Origin of the sequence: Rhizobium sp. 268 (assembly GCF_036571585.1) — a bacterium.
Lineage (GTDB): Bacteria > Pseudomonadota > Alphaproteobacteria > Rhizobiales > Rhizobiaceae > Rhizobium > Rhizobium redzepovicii.
In genome coordinates, this window is record NZ_JAPPSO010000007.1 from 81,102 (window position 1) to 103,089 (window position 21,988).

Below are 21,988 nucleotides of genomic sequence, written 5' to 3' on the forward strand. Positions count from 1 at the left end.
GGAACCGATGACCAATATCGCAGCCTTCCTCTACCTCGTCTCCGGAGTTCTCTTCATCCTGGCGCTTCGGGGTCTCTCGCATCCAGCCACCAGCCGCAAGGGCAATCTCTACGGCATGATCGGCATGGGGATCGCCATCCTGACGACGCTGGTGCTGGCGACGCCGAATTTCGGCGGTTTCGTGCTGATCATCCTCGGCCTTGCCATCGGCGGCAGCGTCGGCGCCTATGTCGCCCGCACCATCGCCATGACCTCGATGCCCCAGCTCGTTGCCGGTTTCCATTCGCTGGTCGGTCTCGCGGCCGTCTTGGTCGCGGCCTCGGCGCTCTATACCCCCGCCTCCTTCGGCATCGGCGAGATCGGCCAGATTCACACCGAAGCGCGGGTCGAAATGGCGCTCGGCGTCGCCATCGGTGCGCTGACCTTCACCGGTTCGATCATCGCCTTCCTGAAACTTGACGGGCGCATGTCCGGCAAGCCGATCATGCTGCCTTACCGGCATGTGATCAATGCGGCGCTGCTGGTGCTGATCGTGCTGTTCATCATCGGGTTGGCCGCCACCGAAAGCCATTTCGATTTCTGGGCCGTGGTGGCGCTGTCGCTGGCGCTCGGCGTTCTGTTGATCGTGCCGATCGGCGGCGCCGATATGCCCGTCGTCGTCTCGATGCTGAATTCCTATTCCGGCTGGGCTGCGGCCGGCATCGGCTTCACGCTCGGCAATCTCGCACTGATCATCACCGGCGCGCTTGTCGGTTCGTCCGGCGCGATCCTCTCCTACATCATGTGCAAGGGCATGAACCGTTCCTTCGTCTCGGTCATCCTCGGCGGTTTCGGCGGCGAGACGGCGTCCAGCGGCCCCGACACCTCAGACAAGACGGTCAAGCTCGGCTCGGCCGAGGATGCGGCCTATCTGATGGCCAATGCATCGAAGGTCATCATCGTGCCGGGATACGGTATGGCGGTCGCCCAGGCCCAGCATGCGCTGCGCGAACTCGCCGACAATCTGAAGAAGAACGGTGTCGAAGTGAAATATGCGATCCATCCGGTCGCCGGCCGCATGCCCGGCCATATGAACGTGCTGCTCGCCGAAGCCAATGTTCCCTACGACGAGGTCTTCGAGCTCGAGGACATCAATTCGGAATTTGCCCAGGCCGACGTCGCCTATGTCATCGGCGCCAACGACGTCACCAATCCGGCGGCGCGCGACGACAAGACCTCGCCGATCTACGGCATGCCGATCCTCGACGTCGACCGGGCAAAGACCTGCCTTTTCGTCAAGCGCTCGCTCGGCTCCGGTTATGCCGGCATCGACAATACGCTGTTCTATAAGGACGGCACGATGATGCTGCTCGGTGACGCGAAGAAGATGACCGAGGATATCAACAAGGCGATTTCGCATTGATCACCTCAGAACAGCCGCCCCTCGGGCGGCTGTTCCGTTCAGGTCGGACGGGGCCGCTTTGCTCAGGTCTCGCCCGGCACCAGCGTCATCTTTTCGACGCCGATGGCGAGATTCAGCCCTTCCTGCGCCTGGACATTCAGCGGCTGCAGCATGAAAGCTTTGTTGGTGCCCCCGGCAATCACCTTGGCTCCGGCCCCTGCACCGACGCTCGCATCCGCACCGATACCGTAATATTCGCCGGCCAGCGCGAATTGCGGTATATCCGTGCCGGTTTTCGCCAGCACCTGCCAGATCATCACGCTCTTGCCGGTCTGGCCGATGTCGAGACCGAACTTCTCGATTTTGCCGGCATAGACCGCTTTGGCGCCGCCTGACGCCGGCGTATAGGTGCAGATCAGGTTCTTCTGCGAGGTAATGATCAGGCCCTGGCCACCATCCGATCCGCAGACCAGGCGGCCAAGCGTCACATAACTTTCCGCGCCCGCCTGATCTGCCCAGGCAGCGGCCGTCAGAGCCGCGGCGGCGATCATCGTTTGCTTGAACATGGTCTTTCTCCTTGGGAACGACCTGTTCGAAACGGGTAGGGGTGGCGATTGTTCCTGACTTGGATGTTTAGTCCCGTTCCAGCATGGCGCGCTGCGCCGTCAGCACCCACAACAGGCCCTCGGGCCGGAAATCGACCTGCACCGTGCCGCGGAAGGCGGAGGCGGCATGGGCCTTGATAACGGTCGTGCCGAAACCTGAGCGGGTTGGCTCTGCCACAGGCGGGCCGCCGCGTTCCTCCCAGGTGAAGCGGAGCAGGGCATCCGGCTTGTCTTCCTCCCTGACATCGCGCCATTCGAAGCGGACACGGCCTTGCGGGACGGAAAGCGCACCGTATTTGACCGAGTTGGTGGCGAGTTCATGCAGGGCAAGGCCGAGATTTTGCACCGCATCCGGCTTCAGCACGAAATCTTCGCCGGTGATTTCAATCTGTTCGCGCGATTGCGGGAAGGCCTGCAGGTGGATGTCGACGACCCGCCGCAGCGACACGCCTCCCCATTGCTCGCTGGTCAGCAGCTCGATCGAACGTCCCAGCCCCTCGAGGCGGTCGGCGACGGCGGCCTGGAAGGTCTCGACGCTGTCGGCCTGTTTGGCGAGCTGGCGCATCATCGCCTGGGCAAGCGTCAGAAGGTTTTTGGTGCGGTGGACAAGTTCGTGCATGACGAAGCGCAGCCGGTCCTCGGTCTGGCTGCGATCGAAGGAGGCGTTCGAAAGCGCGATCGCCACCTGGTTCGCCTCGATGACGCTGGTCTCGACCGGCGAGACGATATGGCCTTCGCCCATACGGTTGGCCATTTCGGCAATATCGCGGATGGTGGTGCGCACCTGCCGTGCGACGGCATAGGCGCCGAGCACGGCGACGAGCACCAAGGCTACGCCGCCGATGATGAGGAAACGCCAGGTGCTGAGGATCGAAGCCTGGGCGATCGGTCCCCAGATCACAGTTTTCCACGACCAGCCGGGAATCCTGGCATAGCCAAGCAGCATGTGCGGCAGGATCTTCTCGTCCTGGAAGACGCCGCGTGACGCGGTGAATGCCGGCAGGATGCGCGGATCGAAGAGCGTGCCGGGTTCGAGATTGGCGGGGCCGGCACCAGCGACCACATGGCCGCTTTGATCGATGATCGCGGCCGACCAGCCGGGGGCAAGGCCCTCGGTCGTCACGAGCTTGCCCAAATCCTTGGCATCCTGGGTGATGATGAGCGCTGCGACGGGATCGTCTGCCCGCGGCAGGGTGACGTTATAGACCCATTCGCCGCTGGTCCGGCCGCGGAAGACGTCCGATGCCTCGATGCGACCGGAGGCCATGACCGCTTCGAGCGCGGGCAGGTTCGCCGTCTTTCCAAGCGGCGTGCCGAACGCCCGGCGCGTATTTAACAACTGCTGACCGGTGCGATCGACGGCGATGACGAACAGCGTATTGTCTCTGAGGGCCGTTTCCGTGCGCTCGTGGAAGGCGGCGAGATTGCCGTTTTCGAGCTCCGGCGAGCTCGAAAGCAGCCGCAGCGTCGTTGCCATATCCTGAAGCTGACGGTCGATGATGCGCGAAAGCGCAAGCGCATCCTGGGCCGTCTCGCGCCGCAGCGTCGAACGCTGGTTGTCCTCAAGCTGCAGCAGAAGCAGTGTTACAAAGGCGAAGATGGGCAGCGCGATCGCCACCGCCATGGCGACGAGATAGGTGCCTATGGAGGCCTTGGGAAAGAACAACGCGACGATCTTCATCTGTTTCGCCACGTCCCATGCGCTGGCCGGCAAGGGTTTTTGCGAGCGGTCAGGAAAGCAAAGATCCGCATCTCTCGCAAGCCGCCCTCAAACTGTTTCGAACACCTGATAGCAAGCTATCGAAGCAGCGCCATGTTAGGGGGAGCAAGAGCAGGTTGCAACATACTATGATATGTCATCGAGGACGACATACCGTGCGGCGGCCGATATTTCGGCCGCCCAACTGATATCCTTAGCCGGCTGAGGCGCCGACGCGAGCAAGGCCGTCGCGAGCCGGCTGATATTTGGGATCGAGGCCAACGGCGTGGCGATAGGACCGGGCGGCCTTCGCCTTGTCGCCGCGCCGCTCGTAAACCAGCGCCTGGTTGGCCCAAGATTCGGCAATGTTGCCGTTAAGTTCGATCGCATGGTTGAAGTCGGCAAAGGCGTTATCGTTGTCGTTCAGCGCGATATAGGAAATGCCGCGGCCGTTATAGGGCTCGGGCGAATTCGGCGCGAGCGAGATCGCCTTCGAGAAATCGTCGATCGCCTTATCCTGCTGATTGCGCTTCTGATAGATCAGGCCACGATTGTGATAGGCGCGGCCATCGGTGGTGCCAAGCTGGATCGCCTTGTCGAAATCGTTGAAGGCCTGGTCGTCCTGGCCGGCCATGCGATAGACGTTGCCGCGGCCGATATAGGCGACGTCGTAGCTCGGATTGATCTGCAGCGCGGCATTGTAATCACTGATCGCCTGGGCCTGCTGGCCCATGTTGCGATAGACTAGGGCGCGGTTGGCATAGGCCTGGAAAAACCGCGGATTGATCTGCAATGCGGTGTTGAAATCGTTCAGCGCCTGGCGGAACTGGCCGCCGCGGCCATAGGCGGAACCGCGGACGTTGTAGCCTTCCGGATCCTTGGGATTGGCGTTGATGACCGCCGTCAGAGAGGCGATATTCTCTTCCGAACCCTGCGCCTTGTCGATGCGGATCACGGCATCAGTTGTGTTTGTCGTCTCACAGCCGGCAAGGCCGAACATTGCCGCCAGCGCCAAAGCGGGCAGGAATGCGGTTTTCTGCAGGCGCCAGGCGCGGGACGGATTGAAGGTGTTGACAGCCATTCGGGCTCGCTTTCCCCATGCGGCATACCCGATACTGGGATATGCGATCTTCAGCGGCAAACTAAAAAAGGCGGTGGCGAACCCATCGCCCCCGCCACAATGCATCTGAAAACGTCGAAAAAACGACGGCAACGCTCAGCGTGCGACCAGACCTTCGCGCTGGGCGCGCTTACGGGCCAGCTTGCGAACGCGACGAACAGCTTCGGCCTTTTCGCGAGCACGCTTCTGCGACGGCTTCTCGTAGTAGTCGCGCATCTTCATTTCGCGGAAAATGCCTTCGCGCTGCATCTTCTTCTTGAGAGCGCGGAGAGCCTGATCGACATTGTTATCGCGGACAAGTACCTGCACGAGAATCACGTTCCTTTGGTTGGTTGATGCCGGCGGCGGCGCAGCGCCAGGGGCAAAAATATAACGTTCGCGCGGCCGCAGCCTTGCGATTGGTGATGCGGGATATCAGATCGGGTATAGGAAGTCCAGATGCATATGGAAAGCAGGTGGAAAAATCACGCTTGCCCCTGTCCGGTCACGATCCGGCTGCCCCGGGCGCGGTTTCATCAAGCGCGGCGATCGCCTCCTTGAGAGCCGTCCTGACCCGGAGGCGGTCGGCCGGCTCCAGCCTGCTCATATCCAGATGCAGGTCGAGGCCGGCGAGGTGTTCGCTGAGCACGCGGCTCTTGTGGTCCGCTCCGAGGGTCAGGCCATCCACCGCATAGGGCACGATCTCGCGCTGGATGCCCTTCATGGTGATTGGTGGCAGTGGGTGGGCGTCGACGATCTCGTTCACCAGCGCATAGGTTTCGTAGCTGATGACGATTTCTCCTCCCTGGGCGATCGATTGCAGCCGGGCTGCAAGATTGGCCTCCGCCCCGATGATCGTATAGTCCATGCGGTCGCTGCTGCCGAAATTGCCGACGTTGCAATAACCGCTATTGATCCCCATGCGGACGACGAAAGGCTCTTCGGTGCCGTTTCTGCGCCATCTGTCCTTGAGTTCGCCGAGACGGCGCTGCATGTCGACGGCCATGCGCAGACAGGCTTTGGCGTCTTCCTCCGGACCTCTGGTTTCCGGGTCGCCGAAAAACACCAGCATGGCGTCACCGATGAACTTGTCCACCGTGCCGCCATGTTCCAGGGCAATGTTCGACATCTCAGTCAGATATTCGTTGAGCATCGCCGTCAGCGCTTCCGGCTGCAGGCGCTCGGTGGTGGCGGTGAAATCCTTGATGTCGGAGAAGAAGATCGTCAGGCGTTTGCGCTCGGTATGGACGACAACATCCTTCTGCCCGCTGAAGATGCTTTTGTAGATCTGCGGCGAGAGATAGCGCGAAATCTTCAGGGAAACGCTGGCCAGAAACTCGTTTGCCGTTTCCAGATCCCGGTTGGCGCTATGGATCGCGCGCGCCTGCTGCCGCTGGAGGAGAATGAAGCTGATGCCGATGATGGCAACGAACAAAAAATAGCAGAGCAGGTATTTGAAGGCGAAGATGTTGCTCGCATAGGGCTGCCGGATGATGACTTCCTGAATGCCGCGCACATCGCCCACTTTCCAATCGGTCTTCGGGCTTTCGGGATGGGTATTGTGGCAGGCAACACAAGCCTGGCCCATGACGACGGGGGTGATGAAGCGCAAGGTATCGGTCAATCCGACACGAGTGAGATCGTTCAGCGTCTGCTGCGGATTGGCGCGCAGTGCGGCCAGCGCATTCTTTTCGAAATCGTCGAGCTCGTGGGATGCGCGACTCTTGAACGGCAGATCGGAAACGAAGCGGTAGGTGATGTTGGCCTGCTGCTCCTTGATGACATCGCCGAGCTCCAGGGAAAGCGTCGCCGGCAGCGGGATGGCGCCAGGAATATTCGCGTAGTTGTGGGAGACGACCGTGCCTTCGGTCAGGCCGCTGGCATGCGCGGCCAGGACGCGCCCGACGACATTGGCGGAATAATAGGAACGGATGCTCGAGATCAGCGAGCTCATGTCGCGTGCTTGACGCCGCAGGGTATTTCCCGAGAGATCGCTGATATCGAGCCAGACGGCCAGCGGCAGTCCTGCGAGCATTGCCAGCACGACGACAATCAGCCAGTAGCCGCTCCGACGCGCGGCGGTTTCGGAAATCACGGCGACCCCTCGTTCTTCTCTGGAAGGCATTCGACTTTCGATCGCTACAAGAACATTTCGCCGGCTGCCCGGCAAGATCGAAGCCCTGCCATATAGCCAAAAGCCGGCCCAATCTGGATGTGTAGTGCGGCCCATCGAAAGAGAGGATCCGGACGGCATGTGCGAATGGCGTTTGGACCGAAAGCGGCGTAGCCTGCGGCAGGTGCAGGCCGTTTCTGCGGGCCGTGGAGGGACACCGGTGAGATCATGACGCGCGTCCAGCAAATCGGTGTCGTTATCGGCCTCGCGATCGTGGCTCTGCTCACGATCCTGCGGGCCGACGATCCCGGGATTTTCAAGCTGATCCGCGGCGTGACCTTCGATGAATATCAGCGGCTCGTTCCGAGGACCTTCGAGCCGATGCCGGTTCGCGTGGTCGACATAGACGAGACATCCTTACGCGAATTCGGCCAATGGCCCTGGCCGCGGGACCGGATGGCGCTGCTGGTGGACCGGCTTTCCGCGATGGGCGCTTCGGCCATCGCCTTCGATATTCTTTTTGCCGAGCCGGACCGGCTGTCGCCGCGCAACGTTGTCGCCGAGGTCGAAGGCGTCGATCCTTCGCTGGCCGAGAAACTGCCTGACAATGATGAGATATTCGCCCGCGCGATTGCCGAGAAGCCCGTCGTGCTCGGCTTCGGCCTTTCCAACGTGGGCAATTACCGGCCGCCTGTGAAGGCGGGTTTTGCCTTCACAGGCGAAAGCCCCGTTTCCGCGCCGCCCTATCTCGGCGCCTCAACACCGCTCAGGCCGCAATTGGAGGCGAATGCGGCGGGGCTCGGCCATATCAGCCTTAACCCTGGCAATCCTTCGCCGGTGGTGCGGGCGGTTCCGCTGTTTTTGACCGACGGAGAGCAGCTCTATCCAAATCTCGCCATCGAGGCGCTGCGCGTTGCGCAGGGGGCGTCGACCTATGTGCTGTCGGGCGCGCCAGATCGCGCCGGCATCATGACATCGGCGAAGATCGGCGATTTCGTCGTGCCGCTGACGGCGGCGGGCGAACTCTGGCTCTATGTCAGCCCCGATCGGGCCGAGCGGTACATATCCGCCCGGCAGGTGCTTGCGGCCGAAGGGGCCTCTCCCGAGGTTGCGGCTGCCATTAACGGCAGCATCGTCTTCGTCGGCACATCGGCCGCCGGCCTGCAGGACATCCGCGTCACGGCGCTCGGCGAGAACGTTCCCGGCGTGTCGCTGCATGCCCAGGCCGTCGAGCAGATCCTGTCCGGCCATTTCCTGTCGCGGCCTGACTGGGCGGACGGGCTGGAAATCCTGACGATTGCCGTGCTCGGAAGCCTGCTCGTCGTCGTGACGACCTTCGTCAGTCCCGCCGTCGCCCTGATCTGCGGCCTGCTGATCACGGCGATGGCGCTCGTAGCCTCCTGGTCGTCGTTTCTGTATGCCGGGCTTCTTTTCGATCCGCTGGCGCCGATCGTCAGCGGATCGATCATCCATTTTGCCGCAACCTCGTTCAAAATCCTGGTGATCGACCGGGAGCGGCGGGCAGTGCGGCGCGCCTTCGGGCATTATCTTTCGCCATCGCTGCTCCATCGTATCGAGCATACCCGTGATCCTTTACGCCTCGGCGGTGACGACCGCGAACTGACGGTCATGTTCGTCGATGTCCGAAACTTCACCGAGATCAGCGAGCGGCTGGCGCCGACGGATGTCGTGGCCTTCCTGAACACGCTGCTCGATGCGCTGAGCCGCCACGTGGTGGCCAATGAAGGCACGCTCGACAAGTTCATCGGCGATTCGATCATGGCGTTCTGGAATGCGCCCGTCGATGTGGCCGATCATGAAACCAAGGCGGTTCGCGCAGCACTTGCCATGCGCGAGACGCTCGCCGAATTGAACGCCGGCGACGCTTTCGGCTTCGGACCCGGACAGCAGGTCGGGATCGGCATCGGCATCCATACCGGCCTTGCCTGCGTCGGCAATATGGGCGCCAAGACGCGCTTCAACTATTCGGCGGTCGGCGATGCCGTCAATGTCGCGGCGCGCCTGGAATCATGCTGCAAGGAAGTCGGTTTCGATATTCTGATATCCGACAGTACGGCAAGGTCGGTGCGGGGCATGGCGCTGCTCGAGGCCGGCGCCATTCCGCTCAAAGGAAAGAGCAGCCGAACGCAGATCCTTGCCGTCGTCGGCGACGAACGGGTTGCCGCATCGGCCGAATTTTCAGCCCTTGTCGTTACTCACCAGCAGCTGATGCAGGCCCTGTTTGCGCATTCGAAGAACACCCGCAAGCTCATCGGCACGGCAAAGCTCAGGGCGGCGGGAGTGATCGACGGCCTGGCGGAATTCTATCAGCGGGTATCCGGCAGGACCGATCATTTTCGCGAGGCGAATGATCGATTCGAGAAGAGCGCGGCCGACTGAACGGGTCAGCGGTTGTGATTGAAACCGTCGCGCCTGTTGTGGTGCCGATCCTTGTCGTGATCACGATCGCCATCGTGGTCGCGATCGTGTTCTTGATGATCCCGGTCATTTCCGTGATGCTGGTCGTGGTGGCCGGTCCGGTCGTGATCATCATGCCCGTCATGCTTGTCGGGACGATCCGGCTTATCATGATGCGGCCTGTCGTGATCTGGCCTGTCGTGATGGGGCCTGTCATGATGCGGTTTGTCGTGATGCGGCATGTCCGGCTTGTTCGGCCGCTCCTTCTTCGGCTCGGCCCGCCTCTGAGGCGGATCCTGCCTTTGCGGAACAGGTGTAATCGCCGGCGGAGGCGGTTTTCTATCTTTTCTTTCCGGCGCGGCCGACGCCATATTGCAGCCGCCGATCATGCCAATGCCGCCTGAAAACCGCTGATTGCCGGAGAGAAAGGGCAGCGCGCGGGGATTTCCGAGCGTATCGAGAATGCTGGGATCGACCCGGCGCGCCGCCGACATATTGCCATTCGGCTTGGCGACCACGCAATCGCAGCGCTGCTGCAATTGCCGGCAGCCGCCCGGGCCGCAAAACCGGGCCGCGCCATTCAGCAAGACGACGGCGGTCGTGCCATCGGGGCCGACATAGAAATCGAAAGCGGTGCCGCGCACGCCGATCGTGCCGGCGGGCGTCAGGATCTGGTAGGCGGAGGAATTGGAGTTGCCGCTTACCCAGCGGAACGTCCCCTTTGCCGCTCTGATGGTCAGCTTCTTCACCGATTGGGAATCATCGAAGACATATTTGTCGATCACGACCGACGAGCCCCAGCCCACCGCGAGTTTCGTGCCGTCACGAAACAGGAATTGGCCAAGCCCCGATGGGGATGTCTTGATGCGTTCGTTGCGATGGACGCTGCTGTCGACTTCGATTGGGCCGCTCTGTCCCGTCACCTCCGTCTTGATGACGACAGCTTGGCCGACTGGCTCGGCGGCGAGAGCCGGCTGCGCGACGGCAACCACAATGCAAAGTGCTTGGAGTAATGAACGCCGACCCCACATGATACACGGACCCCGGAAACACGGGGAGAATTAACATTTTAGTAACTGCTTGTCTTCTCGCCCACTTGGGCTACGACCGGGCGGCGGCCCCTGGGAAAGGCCGATTTTGCCTCGTCCTGCCGAACGGCCTCGGAAGCAGCGGACGATGTCGCGCGAATACTGCGCAGTTTTCGGCATCATGTCGCTGAGTGTCAAAAGCAAAGCGCTCGACTGTCGCAAAAGAACCGTTGTGCCGCATTTGGATTTGCGATTTGTATGGGCGCGGAGAACAGCCCTTTCCCATAGGAGAACAAGGCGGATGCGGAAATATTCGGTTTTTGCCGTGGCGAGGGAGGCCCTTCGGGGCCATAAGGGCTGGGAGAAGCAGTGGACTTCGCCTGAGCCGCGCGCCGAGTACGACGTCGTCATCATCGGCGCCGGTGGTCATGGGCTGGGTGCAGCCTATTACCTCGCCAAGGAGCACGGCATTACCAATGTGGCGGTGATCGAAAAAGGCTGGCTTGGCGGCGGCAATACCGGGCGCAACACCACCATCATCCGCTCGAACTATCTCTATGAAGAGAGCATGCACATCTACGAGCATTCGATGAAGCTCTGGGAAGGGCTTTCTCAGGAGCTCAACTACAATGTGATGTATTCGCCGCGCGGCGTGATGATGCTCTCGCACAATATTCACGACCAGCAGTCGTTCAAGCGGCATATCCATGCCAACCGGCTCTACGGCATCGACAATGAATGGCTGACGCCGGAGCAGGCCAAGGCTTATTGCCCGCCGCTCGACATTTCGGCGAGCGCCCGCTACCCGATCAACGGCGCGGCGCTGCAGCGGCGCGGCGGCACGGCGCGGCACGACGCGGTTGCCTGGGGCTATGCCCGCGCCGCCTCGGACCGCGGGGTGCACATCATCCAGAATTGCGAAGTGACCGGCATCCGCCGCGGCCCCGATGGACGCGTGACCGGGGTCGAGACCTCGCGCGGCTTCATCGGCGCCAAAAAGGTCGCCGTGTCGGCCGCCGGCCATACGTCGACCATCATGAAGATGGCCGATGTGCGTGTGCCGCTGCAATCGAGCCCGCTGCAGGCGCTGGTCTCCGAGCCGCTGAAGCCGATCTTTCCGTGCGTCGTCATGTCGAACACGGTGCATGCCTATATCTCCCAGTCCGACAAGGGAGAGCTCGTCATCGGCGCCGGCACCGACCAGTACAACTCATACTCCCAGACCGGCGGGCTGCAGATCATCACGCACACGCTCGATGCCATCTGCGAGCTCTTCCCGATGTTCCGGCGCGTCAAGATGATGCGGCAATGGGGCGGCATCGTCGACAATACGCCGGATCGTTCGGCGATCCAGTCGAAGACGCCGGTTCCCGGGCTCTACGTCAATTGCGGCTGGGGCACCGGCGGCTTCAAGGCGACGCCGGGCTCGGCCAATCTCTTCGCGCATCTGATTGCCCGCGACGAACCGCACAAGTTCAATGCCGGGCTGACGCTGGAGCGTTTCCGCAGCGGCCGGCTGATCGACGAGGCGGCGGCGGCGGCGGTGGCGCACTGATGATGAATGCTATTTGGATGTTCGCACCTTTCGTCGCTCACCCCCTCATCCGCCTTTCAGGCGCCTTCTCCCCATTGGGGAGAAGGGGAGGAGAAGGAAATCACACATGCTGCTGATCCATTGCCCCTACTGTCAGGAAGAGCGCTCGGAGCTTGAATTCCGCGGCGCCGGTGACGCGCATATCGTGCGGCCTGCCGATATCGCCTCGGTTTCGGACGAGGAATTCGAGGCCTATTTCTTTCTGCGCGACAATCCGAAAGGCCTGATCTTCGAACGCTGGCGGCACATCCATGGGTGCGGGCGCTTCTTCAACGCGGCGCGCGATACGGTAAGCGACAAGTTCATCGTGACCTACAAGGCGGGTGAGCCGAAGCCTGAGATTGGCGCGGCGGCCGAGAAGCACGCGCCTGTCGAGACATATGAAGCCGTGGAAGGAGAGGCGCAATGAGCGGCGTGAACCGTATCGTCGGCAAGGGGCGCCTGACGCCGGCCAAAACCGCGCGCTTCAGCTTCGACGGCGAGACCTATACCGCGCTGGAAGGCGATACCGTCGCCTCGGCGCTGATCGCCCACGGTGTGCATCTTTTGGGACGTTCGTTCAAATACCACCGGGCTCGCGGTATTCTGTCGGCCGGCGCCGAAGAGCCGAACGCGCTGATCGACGTCGCCCGCGACAAGGCGCGCAAGCAGCCGAACGTGCGCGCCACCGTGCAGGAAGTCTTCGACGGCATGATCGTCAACTCGCAGAATCGCTGGCCGTCGCTTGCCTTCGATGTCGGCGCGGTCAACAATCTGATGTCGCCGTTCTTCGCCGCCGGCTTCTACTACAAGACCTTCATGTGGCCGCGTGCCGCCTGGAAAAGCGTCTACGAACCGCTCATCCGTCGCGCCGCCGGCCTCGGTGTCGCGCCGACGGAAGAAGATCCGGATCATTATGCCAGCCGTTATGCCCATTGCGACGTGCTGGTGGTCGGCGCCGGCGTTGCCGGACTTTCGGCGGCCCTGGCCGCGGCCGGGACCGGTGCCAAGGTGATCCTCTGCGATGAGCAGGCGGAAGTCGGCGGCGCATTGCGCTACGATGCCGGCGTGACGATCGACGGCCAGGAGGGTTATGCTTGGGCGCAGAAGGCCGTGGCGCGGCTGAAGGCGATGGACAACGTCGAAGTGCTGGTCCGCACGACCGCCTTCGGCTACTACAACCACAATTTCGTCGGTCTCGCCGAGCGCGTGACCGATCATATCGCCAAGCCTTCTCAAGATCTGCCGCGCGAGCGGCTCTGGCAGGTGCGGGCCAAGCGAGTAATCCTCGCCAACGGCGCGATCGAGCGGCATATGGTATTTCCGAACAACGACCGGCCGGGCATCATGCTGGCTTCGGCGGCGCGGATGTATCTCAATCACTACGGCGTCGCCGTCGGAACCAAGGTCGGCATCTATACGGCGCATGACTCGGCCTATGAGGCGGCTTTCGATCTGAAACGATCAGGTGTTTCGGTCGCTGCCATCGTCGATTGCAGGCAGGCGCCGGGAGCGGCGGTGCTGGAGGAGGCACGTGCGCTCGGCATCGACGTCCTGACCGGGCAGTCGGTGATCAACACGGCGGGGCGGCTGCGCATCTCGTCGATGACGGTGGCGCGCAACGGCGGCGGTTCGCCGCGCAAGATCGCAGTCGATGCTTTGCTGGTTTCGGCCGGCTGGACGCCATCGGTGCATCTGTTCTCGCAGTCACGCGGCAAAGTGGCCTTCGATGCCGAAAGTCAGCGTTTCCTGCCTGGCTCCTATGCACAGGACTGCCTTTCGGTCGGCGCCTGCAACGGCACCGACGATCTGCAGCGGACGATCGAAGAATCGCTTGCCGCGGGCGAGCTGATGGCGCAGGCCACCGGCAGAAGCAGCGGCGAGAAGATCGCCATTTCGGCCGAGCAGGCCTATGACTGGACGGGCGGCATGATCGGTGCTGCCGAAGGCGCCGGCCCGAAGACCAACGCCAAGGCCTTCATCGATTTCCAGCACGACGTCTGCGCCAAGGATATCCGTCTTGCCGTGCGCGAGGGCATGCATTCGATCGAGCACATCAAGCGCTTCACGACCAACGGCATGGCCTCGGACCAGGGCAAGCTTTCCAACATGCACGGCCTGGCGATCGCCGCCGAAATGCTTGGCAAGGAAATCCCGCAGGTCGGTCTCACCACCTTCCGCGCGCCCTATACACCGGTTACCTACGGCACGCTGATCGGCCATTCGCGCGGAGAGCTGTTCGACCCGACGCGCAAGACGCCGCTGCACAACTGGGAAGAAGCGCATGGCGCCGTCTTCGAGGATGTCGGTAACTGGAAGCGTGCCTGGTTCTATCCGCGGGCGGGTGAGAGCATGCACCAGGCGGTCGCCCGCGAATGCCGCACAGCCCGAGAGTCGGCCGGTATTTTCGACGCTTCGACGCTCGGCAAGATCGAGGTGGTGGGGCCGGATGCGGCGAAGTTCCTCAACCTCATCTATACCAATGCCTGGGACACGCTGAAGCCGGGCAAGGCCCGCTACGGCATCATGACCCGCGAAGACGGCTTCGTTTATGACGACGGCGTCGTCGGGCGCCTGGCCGAGGACCGTTTCCATGTGACGACGACGACCGGCGGCGCGCCGCGCGTTCTTCACCACATGGAAGATTATCTGCAGACGGAATTCCCGGATCTGAAGGTGTGGCTGACCTCGGTGACCGAGCAATGGGCGGTGATTGCCGTGCAGGGCCCGAAGGCGCGCGAGATCGTCGCGCCCCTCGTCGAAGGGCTCGACCTCTCGAACGAGGCCTTCCCGCATATGAGCGTTGCCGAGTGCACGGTCTGCGGCGTGCCGGCGCGGCTGTTCCGCGTCTCCTTCACCGGCGAAATCGGTTTCGAAATCAACGTGCCCGCCGATTATGGCCAGTCGGTGCTCGAAGCCGTCTGGGCCAATGCCGAGCCGCTTGGCGCCTGCGTCTACGGCACAGAGACGATGCACGTGCTGCGCGCCGAGAAGGGCTACATCATCGTCGGCCAGGATACTGACGGCACGGTTACCCCGGATGACGCGGGCGTTGCCTGGGCCGTTTCGAAGAAGAAGAAGGACTTTGTCGGCATTCGCGGCCTGCAGCGGCCGGATCTCGTCAAGGAAGGGCGCAAGCAGCTCGTCGGCCTTGTCACCAAGGATCCGAAGCTGGTGCTCGAGGAAGGCGCGCAGGTCGTCGCCAACCCGAACGAGCCCAAGCCGATGACAATGCTCGGACACGTCACCTCGTCCTACTGGTCGGAAAACTGCGGCCGGTCGATCGCTTTCGCGCTTGTCGCCGGCGGTCGGGCGAGGATGGGCGAAACGCTCTACGTGCCGATGGCGGACCGGACGATCGCCGTCGAGGTGACGGATCTGGTATTCTTTGACAAGGAAGGAGGCCGCATCCATGGCTGATGTCGCAATTCGCAAACCGGCGCTTGCCGGCCGTCTCGGCGGCTCCGCAACAGTACGGCTGACGACGGCGCCGGCAGCGAGCCGTGTGGCGCTACGCGCCCCGGCGGAATCGCTTGCAGCACTTTCCTCCGCGCTCGGTCTGTCCGTGCCGACCGCCCCGAAAACATCGGGCCGGGCCGGCGCCCGGTCGGTGCTCTGGATCGGGCCGGACGAATGGCTTGCCATCGACGAGGACGGCGCCGATCTGATGACGGTGCTTTCGGGCGTGGGCGCCGTGCATTCGGCGACCGACGTTTCTCACCGCAATCTGGCGATCATCGTCTCGGGACCGGGTGCGGAAAAGACGCTTGCCGCCGGGTGCCCGCAGGATCTGTCCTTGTCTTCGTTTCCGGTTGGAGCCGCGTCGCGCACGATCCTCGGCAAGGCGGAAATCGTGCTTCTGCGCACCGATAAAGACACGTTCCGGGTGGAGTGCTGGCGGTCGTTTTCCGATTACGTCTTCGGGCTGCTCGACGAGGCGGCTCATGATGCCGGCCATTGAAGCCGGACCAATCCGGCTGCGTAAGTCTCATTCGAGGAATAGGTGAATGCTGCACCATGCCTCCCTCGGCGTTTCCGATATCGAACGATCGGCGGCATTTTACGATGCCGCCCTAGCCGCGCTCGGTTATGTCAGGGTCTGGGATGACATCCGGCCGGGGCAGACGGGACAAGCCGTCGGCTACGGTCTTCCCGGTGGCGGCGACAAGCTGGCGATCAAACATAGACCGGAGGGCCAGCGCCCGGCCGGCCCGGGTTTTCATCTGGCGTTCGCCGCTCCGAGCCGCCAGGCGGTCGATCGGTTTCATGCCGCGGCGATCGCCCATGGCGGCGGTGACAATGGTGGTCCAGGCTTACGCCCACACTACGGCGAACATTATTATGCGGCGTTCGTGATGGATCCGGACGGACACGCACTCGAAGCCGTCTGCAAGTCGGCCGCGTAGCAAGCGGCGTTTTGCTCAAACGTCCTCGGGACGGTCCTTCGGGTCGAATTGGATGATGGTGATCCATTTTGCCGTGAGGGCCGGCTTCTTCTCGTTCTCGATCTCGATCGATACATCATAGGTGGTCATCAGCATGCCGCCGCCGCGGAAGCGGGCGTCGGAGAGCAGGAAGCGGCCGCGGACGCGGGCGCCGCTCTTCACCGGCGTCATGAAGCGGACGCGATCGAAACCGTAATTGATGCCCATGGTCTGCTCGCGCACTTTCGGCAGGCAGTTGTAGTTCATCGTCGACAGCAGAGACAGCGTCAGGAAGCCATGGGCGATGGTGCCGCCGAAGGGGCTTTCGGCCGCGCGCTGGGGATCGACATGAATGAACTGATGGTCGTCGGTCGCCCCTGCAAAGGCGTCAATCATCGTCTGGTCGACGGTGATCCAGTCCGAAAGGCCTGTTTCCATGCCGATCAGTCCCCGCACGTCGGAGAGTGAAATTTCCGTGACCATGAATTCCTCGTGAAATGGGCCGCCGGCCAAAGCCTTATCGTGCATTAATGACGATTGCGACAAGGATTTGCGCAAGCGAGGGGAGGCGGTCACTTTTCTACGAAAAAGGCGACGGAGCGTGGCTCGACGGTGACGCGGGCGCCGGTTTTCTTTGCTCCTTCCGGTGTCAATTGACGCCAGCCCGGTTCGGTTCCGGACGGGAGCGTGAAAAATTGGCGGTCGCCCGAACGGTTGAAGAGCACGGCAAGGCGGGTCTGCCTGCCGCGCGCCGAGCGGTCACCTGTGGAAAGCAGCATGCCGAGGGTCGAAAGCGACGGTGTCTCCCATTCGGAAACGGTCATCGGCTCGCCGGAGAGCGAAATCCATTCGACATCGCCGTTGCCTGCCAGGAAGCCGGTTTCGGAAAAGACCGTGAAGCGGCGGCGCAGCCCGGCGACGAAGGCGGTATGGGCGATGAGATCCTCGTTCAGCGCCTTCCAGTCCAGCCAGGTGATCTCATTGTCCTGGCAATAGGCGTTGTTGTTGCCATGCTGGCTACGGCCGCCCTCGTCGCCCGCCGTCAGCATGATGCTGCCGCGGGTGGCAAAGAGTGTCGATATCAACGCCATCACATCCTCACGGCGACGCTTGCGGATCGTCGGATAGACGGTCTCCCCCTCGACGCCGTTGTTCCAGGAGTGGTTCTCATTATGGCCGTCACGATTGTGCTCGCCATTGGCGTCGTTGTGCTTTCCCGCATAGGAGACGAGATCGGTCAGCGTGAAGCCGTCATGGGCGGCGAGGAAATTGACGCTGCGCGTCTCTTTGCCGTCGTTGCGGGAGAAGATGTCGGATGAGCCGGCGAGTGCGGTGGCGAGCGCCCCGGTCTTCCAATCGTCGCCGCGCCAGTAGCAGCGCAGATCGTCACGAAGCCGGTCGTTCCATTCGAGGAAAGGCGGCGGGAAATTGCCGAGCTGATAACCACCCGGGCCGATATCCCAGGGTTCGGCAATCATGATCCGGTCGGCGAGCACATTGTCGGCGAGGATCGCGGCTAGCGTTCCGCCATCGCGCTCGAAGCCTGTCGCGGTGCGGCCGAGCACCGGGGCGAGATCGAAGCGGAAACCGTCGACGCCTGAATTGAGCACGAAATGGTGCAGGCTGTCGATGACGAGACGCCGCACCTCGGGATGATCGCAGGCGAGCGTGTTGCCGGTGCCGGTGTCGTTGACGAGTTCGCCCGGCATATTCCGGGCGTGGCGATAATAATGCAGGTTGTCGAGGCCGCGCAGCGATAGAGTCGTGCCGTAACGGTCGCTCTCGCCGGTATGGTTGAAGACGAGATCGAGGATGACGGCGATGCCTTCGGCATGGAGGGCCGCGACCGTCTGGCGCAGTTCCGTCATGCCGCCCGGCGCCAGCCGCGGATCGAGGGCCATGAAGGCGACCGGATTGTAGCCCCAGCCGTTGGTGAGGCCGAGCGGCGGCAGGTGGCGTTCGTCGATCCAGGCGGTGATCGGCATCAGTTCGACGGCGTCGACACCGATGCGCTTCAGATGCGCGATAACGGAGGGATGGGCAAGGGCGGCGATCGTGCCGCGCTGAACGTCCGGCACGTCGGGATGGAGGATTGTGAAGGGACGGACAGCGACCTCGTAGATGAAGCCGCCCGGTTTGAAGAGCGGCTTGCCGATTTCGGCGCGCGTATCGGTGGTGACAATCGCCTTCGGCATCAGATCCTGGCTGTCCTCGCCATAGATGCCGAGGCGGGGATTGTAGCGGAACGGCCTATCGATCTCCTTGGCGTAGGGATCGATCAGCAGTTTGGAGGGATCGTACCAGAGGCCGCTGTCGGGAGCGTAGATGCCGTCGGCGCGATAACCGTAGCGGGCGCCCGCCTTCAGACCGTCGACAAACAGACGGTGGAAGTGATTGCTGTCGCGCGCCATGGGCAGGCGCGCGAATTCCCTGTTGCCGTCATCCTCGAAAAGGCAGAGTTCGATCTGTGCGGCGTGATGCGACCACACGGCAAATTCGACACCGGTTTCGAAGACGATCGCGCCGCTTTGCGCCGAACTCTCTCCCCGCATGTTCCCCCCGGATCAGGTGATCACGGTTGGCGCATCGCGTCCCGTGCGTTCACGAATGCTGGCAATGCTTTCGGCGGCCGCGATCAGATCGGCGAGCGCTTCCTGCGTTTCGATGTTGTGGCGAGTCGAATCCGGCTCGTAGCGCTCGATATAAACACGCAAGGTTGCGCCAGAAGTGCCGGTGCCGGACAGGCGGAAGACGACGCGGGAGCCGCCCGCAAAGAGCACGCGCACACCCTGATGCTCGCTCACCGATTTGTCGATCGGATCGTGATAGGCGAAGTCGTCGGCCTTTTCGACCTTCAGGCTTCCGAAGCTCTTGCCGGGCAGAGTGGATAGCTGGCTGCGGAGGTTGTCCACCAGGCCGTTCGCCGCATCGGTGTCGAGACCTTCGTAGTCATGGCGCGAATAATAGTTACGGCCATAGGTCTGCCAGTGCTGGGTGACGATATCGGCGACGCTCTCGCCACGGACGGCAAGGATGTTCAGCCAGAGCAGCACGGCCCACAGGCCGTCCTTTTCGCGGACGTGACTAGAGCCGGTGCCGGAGCTTTCCTCACCGCAGATCGTCGCCATGCCGGCGTCGAGCAGATTGCCGAAGAATTTCCAGCCGGTCGGCGTTTCGTACATGCCGATGCCGCGCTTTTCGGCGACGCGGTCGGCGGCGCCCGATGTCGGCATCGAGCGGGCGATGCCGGCCAGGCCGCCGGAATAACCGGGAGCGAGATTGGCGTTGGCGGCAAGGATCGCCAGGCTGTCGGAAGGGGTGACGAAAATGCCGCGGCCGATGATCAGGTTGCGGTCGCCGTCGCCGTCGGAAGCAGCGCCGAAATCGGGCGCGTCATCGCCCATCATCTCATCGAAGAGTTCCTTGCAGTGAACCGGGTTCGGGTCCGGGTGATGACCGCCGAAATCCGGCAGCGGCATGAAATTGCGCACCGAACCCAGGGGAGCGCCGAGGCGATTTTCGAAAATTTCCTTGGCATAGGGGCCAGTGACGGCGCTCATCCCGTCGAAGGCAATGCGGAAGCCGAGGCTGATCAGATTGCGGATGGCGCCGAAATCGAACAGCTCTTCCATCAGCGCGGCATAGTCCTCGACCGGGTCGATGACCGAGAGGATCATGCCGCCCGGCAGCTCGTCCTTGCCGATGCGGTCGAGATTGACGTCGGCGAAATCGGCGATCTTGTAGCTGTCGATCGTCTTCGAGCGCGCATACATCGCGTCGGTGATCTTTTCCGGCGCCGGGCCGCCATTGTTGATGTTGTATTTGATGCCGAAGTCTTCGGTCGGGCCGCCGGGATTGTGGCTGGCTGAGAGAATGATGCCGCCGAAAGCCTTGTACTTGCGGATGATGTGGGAAGCGGCTGGCGTCGACAGGATGCCGCCCTTGCCGACCATGACCTTGCCGAAGCCGTTGGCGGCGGCCATCTTGATGGCCTTCTGAATGACTTCGCGATTGTAGTAGCGTCCGTCGCCGCCGATGACGAGGCACTTGCCCTGATAACCTTCCAGCGAATCGAAGATCGACTGGATGAAGTTCTCGGCGTAGTTCGGCTGCTGGAAGACCGGAACCTTCTTGCGCAGACCCGACGTGCCGGGTTTCTGGTCCAGATAGGGTGTGGTGGGTACGGACTTGTTCATTTTAGTTCACATGCCTTTCGAGACGAGGCTTGAATAGAGGGCAGCGTAGCGTTCGGCGCTCTTCTCCCAGGAGACATCCGATTTCATGCCCTGCTTTTGCAATTGGGTCCAGAGTTTTCGGTCCGCGTAAAAATGCATCGCACGGCGGATTGCCTGTAGCATGCCCGCTTCCGTCACGGGTGAGAATTGTATGCCGGTTGCCACTTTCGCCGCAAGTGCGGCGTGATTGGCGTCGATCACCGTGTCGTTCAGCCCGCCCGTGCGGGCGACGATCGGCACGCAGCCGTAACGTAGGCCGTAAAGCTGGGTGAGGCCGCAGGGTTCGAAACGCGACGGGATGATGATGGCATCGCAGCCGGCCTGCATCAGGTGCGACATCGGCTCGTTATAGCCGATCGAGACGCCGATGCGGCCGGGATGGCGGCTGGCAGAGGCAAGCAGTGCGCCTTCAAGTGCGGCTTCTCCGGAGCCGAGCACGACGAGCTTGCCGCCCATGGCGACGATTTCGTCGGCGACATTGGCGACGATATCCATGCCCTTCTGCCAGGTCAGGCGGCTGATGACGCAGAAAATCGGGGCGTCGTCATTGTCGAGATGGAAGAATTCGGCGATCGAACGGCGGTTCTCCTCGCGGTTCTTCAGCGTCGTCGGGCCATAATGGGTGTGGACGACGGGATCGGTCGCCGGGTTCCAGATATCCGTATCGATGCCGTTGACGATGCCGTGCAGATTGTCGATGTGGCTGGCGATGACGCCCTCGAGGCCCATGCCGAATTCCGGCGTCAGAATCTCGTCGGCATAGGTCGGGCTGACCGTGGTGATCGCGTGGGCGGTCTGCAGGCCGCCCTTGAGGTAGCCGATGGTGCCGTAATATTCGATGCTGTCGGTGGCGAAGGCATGGGCTGGCAGGCGCAGGCCGGGAAAGATCTCGGGACCGAACTGGCCTTGGAAAGCGATGTTGTGGATGGTCAGCACGCTCGGCAGTTCCGGCGTCGGATAGTAGCGCATATAGACCGAGGTCAGCGCCGCCTGCCAGTCGTGGGTGTGGACGAGATCCGGCCGCCAGCCGGGCAGGAGTCCGGCAGCGATCTCGGAGGCGGCGAGCGACAGCGCGGCGAAGCGCCGCCAATTATCGGGATAGTCCTTGCCGAGCGGATCGACATAGGGGCCGCCCGGCCTGTCGTAATAGGCCGGCGCATCGAGGACGAGCAGATCGAGGCCCTCATGCTGGACCTCAAGCACAGCAGCCGGCTCGCCGAGCAGGTCGGGGAATTCGAGCCTGACGATCGGGTCGCGAATGACCTTCATGACGGCGGGATAGCCAGGCAGAAGGGTCTTGCTCTCGACCCCGAAGGCTTTAAGAGCAATCGGCAGGGCGCCTGACACATCGGCCAGGCCCCCTGTCTTGATCAAAGGGAAGACTTCGGACGAAACCGAAAGAACTTTCATAAG

Annotated in this window: 17 protein-coding genes; 7 read left to right on the forward strand and 10 right to left on the reverse strand. The window is 62.4% G+C overall.

The features are described from left to right. Positions 1–7: 7 nt before the first annotated feature. Positions 8–1,402, forward strand: coding sequence for an NAD(P)(+) transhydrogenase (Re/Si-specific) subunit beta (locus tag OS035_RS15230; RefSeq protein WP_183778596.1), 1,395 nt, complete (start codon positions 8–10; stop codon positions 1,400–1,402). A gap of 62 nt (positions 1,403–1,464) precedes the next feature. On the opposite strand, the gene OS035_RS15235 is transcribed toward OS035_RS15230, so the two are convergent. From OS035_RS15235 to OS035_RS15255, 5 genes are all read right to left on the reverse strand, one after another. Then, entirely contained in the window at positions 1,465–1,947 is a 483-nt protein-coding gene (locus tag OS035_RS15235) for a DUF992 domain-containing protein (RefSeq protein WP_183778598.1), read from the reverse strand. Between the two features lie 67 nt (positions 1,948–2,014). Then, positions 2,015–3,667: a sensor histidine kinase gene (locus OS035_RS15240; RefSeq protein WP_097628719.1), complete on the reverse strand. Its 1,653-nt coding sequence runs from the start codon at positions 3,665–3,667 to the stop codon at positions 2,015–2,017. Positions 3,668–3,899: 232 nt separating this feature from the next. After that, positions 3,900–4,766, reverse strand: coding sequence for a tetratricopeptide repeat protein (locus OS035_RS15245; RefSeq protein ID WP_097628720.1), 867 nt, complete (start codon positions 4,764–4,766; stop codon positions 3,900–3,902). Positions 4,767–4,901: 135 nt separating this feature from the next. Beyond that, a complete protein-coding gene (rpsU, locus tag OS035_RS15250) occupies positions 4,902–5,114 on the reverse strand; it encodes a 30S ribosomal protein S21 (RefSeq protein ID WP_003585885.1) in 213 nt (70 codons plus the stop codon). Positions 5,115–5,289: 175 nt separating this feature from the next. Further along, positions 5,290–6,909 (reverse strand): adenylate/guanylate cyclase domain-containing protein, encoded by a 1,620-nt coding sequence (locus OS035_RS15255; RefSeq protein ID WP_183778600.1) that lies wholly within the window; start codon positions 6,907–6,909, stop codon positions 5,290–5,292. A gap of 216 nt (positions 6,910–7,125) precedes the next feature. Here OS035_RS15255 and OS035_RS15260 point away from each other — a divergent pair, with 216 nt between their 5' ends. Beyond that, positions 7,126–9,297: a CHASE2 domain-containing protein gene (locus OS035_RS15260; protein WP_183778602.1), complete on the forward strand. Its 2,172-nt coding sequence runs from the start codon at positions 7,126–7,128 to the stop codon at positions 9,295–9,297. A gap of 5 nt (positions 9,298–9,302) precedes the next feature. Here the strand turns inward: OS035_RS15260 and OS035_RS15265 are convergent, their stop codons facing one another. Next, positions 9,303–10,346: a FecR family protein gene (locus OS035_RS15265; RefSeq protein ID WP_183778604.1), complete on the reverse strand. Its 1,044-nt coding sequence runs from the start codon at positions 10,344–10,346 to the stop codon at positions 9,303–9,305. Positions 10,347–10,644: 298 nt separating this feature from the next. Between OS035_RS15265 and OS035_RS15270 the strand changes: the two genes are divergently transcribed. From OS035_RS15270 to OS035_RS15290, 5 genes are all read left to right on the forward strand, one after another. Beyond that, positions 10,645–11,898 (forward strand): sarcosine oxidase subunit beta family protein, encoded by a 1,254-nt coding sequence (locus tag OS035_RS15270; RefSeq protein ID WP_049734738.1) that lies wholly within the window; start codon positions 10,645–10,647, stop codon positions 11,896–11,898. Between the two features lie 106 nt (positions 11,899–12,004). Continuing rightward, positions 12,005–12,346 (forward strand): sarcosine oxidase subunit delta, encoded by a 342-nt coding sequence (locus OS035_RS15275; RefSeq protein ID WP_049734737.1) that lies wholly within the window; start codon positions 12,005–12,007, stop codon positions 12,344–12,346. Further along, positions 12,343–15,336 carry a sarcosine oxidase subunit alpha gene (locus OS035_RS15280; protein WP_097628724.1) on the forward strand — a complete coding sequence of 998 codons (2,994 nt, stop codon included), beginning with the start codon at positions 12,343–12,345 and terminating at the stop codon, positions 15,334–15,336. Before OS035_RS15275 ends, OS035_RS15280 begins: the two co-directional genes overlap by 4 nt. Then, complete coding sequence (locus OS035_RS15285) at positions 15,329–15,877, forward strand: sarcosine oxidase subunit gamma (protein ID WP_097628725.1); 549 nt, start codon at positions 15,329–15,331, stop codon at positions 15,875–15,877. The genes OS035_RS15280 and OS035_RS15285 overlap by 8 nt, the downstream gene beginning before the upstream one ends. 46 nt (positions 15,878–15,923) lie before the next feature. Beyond that, on the forward strand, positions 15,924–16,322 hold the full coding sequence (locus tag OS035_RS15290; protein ID WP_183778606.1) for a VOC family protein: 399 nt from the start codon (positions 15,924–15,926) through the stop codon (positions 16,320–16,322). A gap of 15 nt (positions 16,323–16,337) precedes the next feature. Here the strand turns inward: OS035_RS15290 and OS035_RS15295 are convergent, their stop codons facing one another. The 4 genes from OS035_RS15295 to glgA form a co-directional block, all read right to left on the reverse strand. Beyond that, positions 16,338–16,823 carry a MaoC family dehydratase gene (locus OS035_RS15295; RefSeq protein WP_097628795.1) on the reverse strand — a complete coding sequence of 162 codons (486 nt, stop codon included), beginning with the start codon at positions 16,821–16,823 and terminating at the stop codon, positions 16,338–16,340. An 89-nt stretch (positions 16,824–16,912) separates the two neighbouring features. After that, positions 16,913–18,892 (reverse strand): glycogen debranching protein GlgX, encoded by a 1,980-nt coding sequence (glgX, locus tag OS035_RS15300; RefSeq protein WP_183778608.1) that lies wholly within the window; start codon positions 18,890–18,892, stop codon positions 16,913–16,915. Between the two features lie 12 nt (positions 18,893–18,904). Further along, positions 18,905–20,536: an alpha-D-glucose phosphate-specific phosphoglucomutase gene (locus OS035_RS15305; RefSeq protein ID WP_003585862.1), complete on the reverse strand. Its 1,632-nt coding sequence runs from the start codon at positions 20,534–20,536 to the stop codon at positions 18,905–18,907. Positions 20,537–20,542: 6 nt separating this feature from the next. Further along, the gene (gene glgA, locus OS035_RS15310) at positions 20,543–21,985 is read right to left on the reverse strand and encodes a glycogen synthase GlgA (protein WP_331813850.1); all 1,443 of its coding nucleotides are present in this window, start codon (positions 21,983–21,985) and stop codon (positions 20,543–20,545) included. Between the last annotated feature and the right edge of the window lie 3 nt (positions 21,986–21,988).

What these genes read in the sequence shown, in the direction of transcription:
- OS035_RS15230 (WP_183778596.1), top strand. Translation starts at nt 8, where the DNA reads ATGACCAATATCGCAGCCTTCCTCTACCTCGTCTCCGGAGTTCTCTTC.
- OS035_RS15235 (WP_183778598.1), bottom strand. Translation starts at nt 1,947, where the DNA reads ATGTTCAAGCAAACGATGATCGCCGCCGCGGCTCTGACGGCCGCTGCC.
- OS035_RS15240 (WP_097628719.1), bottom strand. Translation starts at nt 3,667, where the DNA reads ATGAAGATCGTCGCGTTGTTCTTTCCCAAGGCCTCCATAGGCACCTAT.
- OS035_RS15245 (WP_097628720.1), bottom strand. Translation starts at nt 4,766, where the DNA reads ATGGCTGTCAACACCTTCAATCCGTCCCGCGCCTGGCGCCTGCAGAAA.
- OS035_RS15255 (WP_183778600.1), bottom strand. Translation starts at nt 6,909, where the DNA reads ATGCCTTCCAGAGAAGAACGAGGGGTCGCCGTGATTTCCGAAACCGCC.
- OS035_RS15260 (WP_183778602.1), top strand. Translation starts at nt 7,126, where the DNA reads ATGACGCGCGTCCAGCAAATCGGTGTCGTTATCGGCCTCGCGATCGTG.
- OS035_RS15265 (WP_183778604.1), bottom strand. Translation starts at nt 10,346, where the DNA reads ATGTGGGGTCGGCGTTCATTACTCCAAGCACTTTGCATTGTGGTTGCC.
- OS035_RS15270 (WP_049734738.1), top strand. Translation starts at nt 10,645, where the DNA reads ATGCGGAAATATTCGGTTTTTGCCGTGGCGAGGGAGGCCCTTCGGGGC.
- OS035_RS15275 (WP_049734737.1), top strand. Translation starts at nt 12,005, where the DNA reads ATGCTGCTGATCCATTGCCCCTACTGTCAGGAAGAGCGCTCGGAGCTT.
- OS035_RS15280 (WP_097628724.1), top strand. Translation starts at nt 12,343, where the DNA reads ATGAGCGGCGTGAACCGTATCGTCGGCAAGGGGCGCCTGACGCCGGCC.
- OS035_RS15285 (WP_097628725.1), top strand. Translation starts at nt 15,329, where the DNA reads ATGGCTGATGTCGCAATTCGCAAACCGGCGCTTGCCGGCCGTCTCGGC.
- OS035_RS15290 (WP_183778606.1), top strand. Translation starts at nt 15,924, where the DNA reads ATGCTGCACCATGCCTCCCTCGGCGTTTCCGATATCGAACGATCGGCG.
- OS035_RS15295 (WP_097628795.1), bottom strand. Translation starts at nt 16,823, where the DNA reads ATGGTCACGGAAATTTCACTCTCCGACGTGCGGGGACTGATCGGCATG.
- glgX (WP_183778608.1), bottom strand. Translation starts at nt 18,892, where the DNA reads ATGCGGGGAGAGAGTTCGGCGCAAAGCGGCGCGATCGTCTTCGAAACC.
- OS035_RS15305 (WP_003585862.1), bottom strand. Translation starts at nt 20,536, where the DNA reads ATGAACAAGTCCGTACCCACCACACCCTATCTGGACCAGAAACCCGGC.
- glgA (WP_331813850.1), bottom strand. Translation starts at nt 21,985, where the DNA reads ATGAAAGTTCTTTCGGTTTCGTCCGAAGTCTTCCCTTTGATCAAGACA.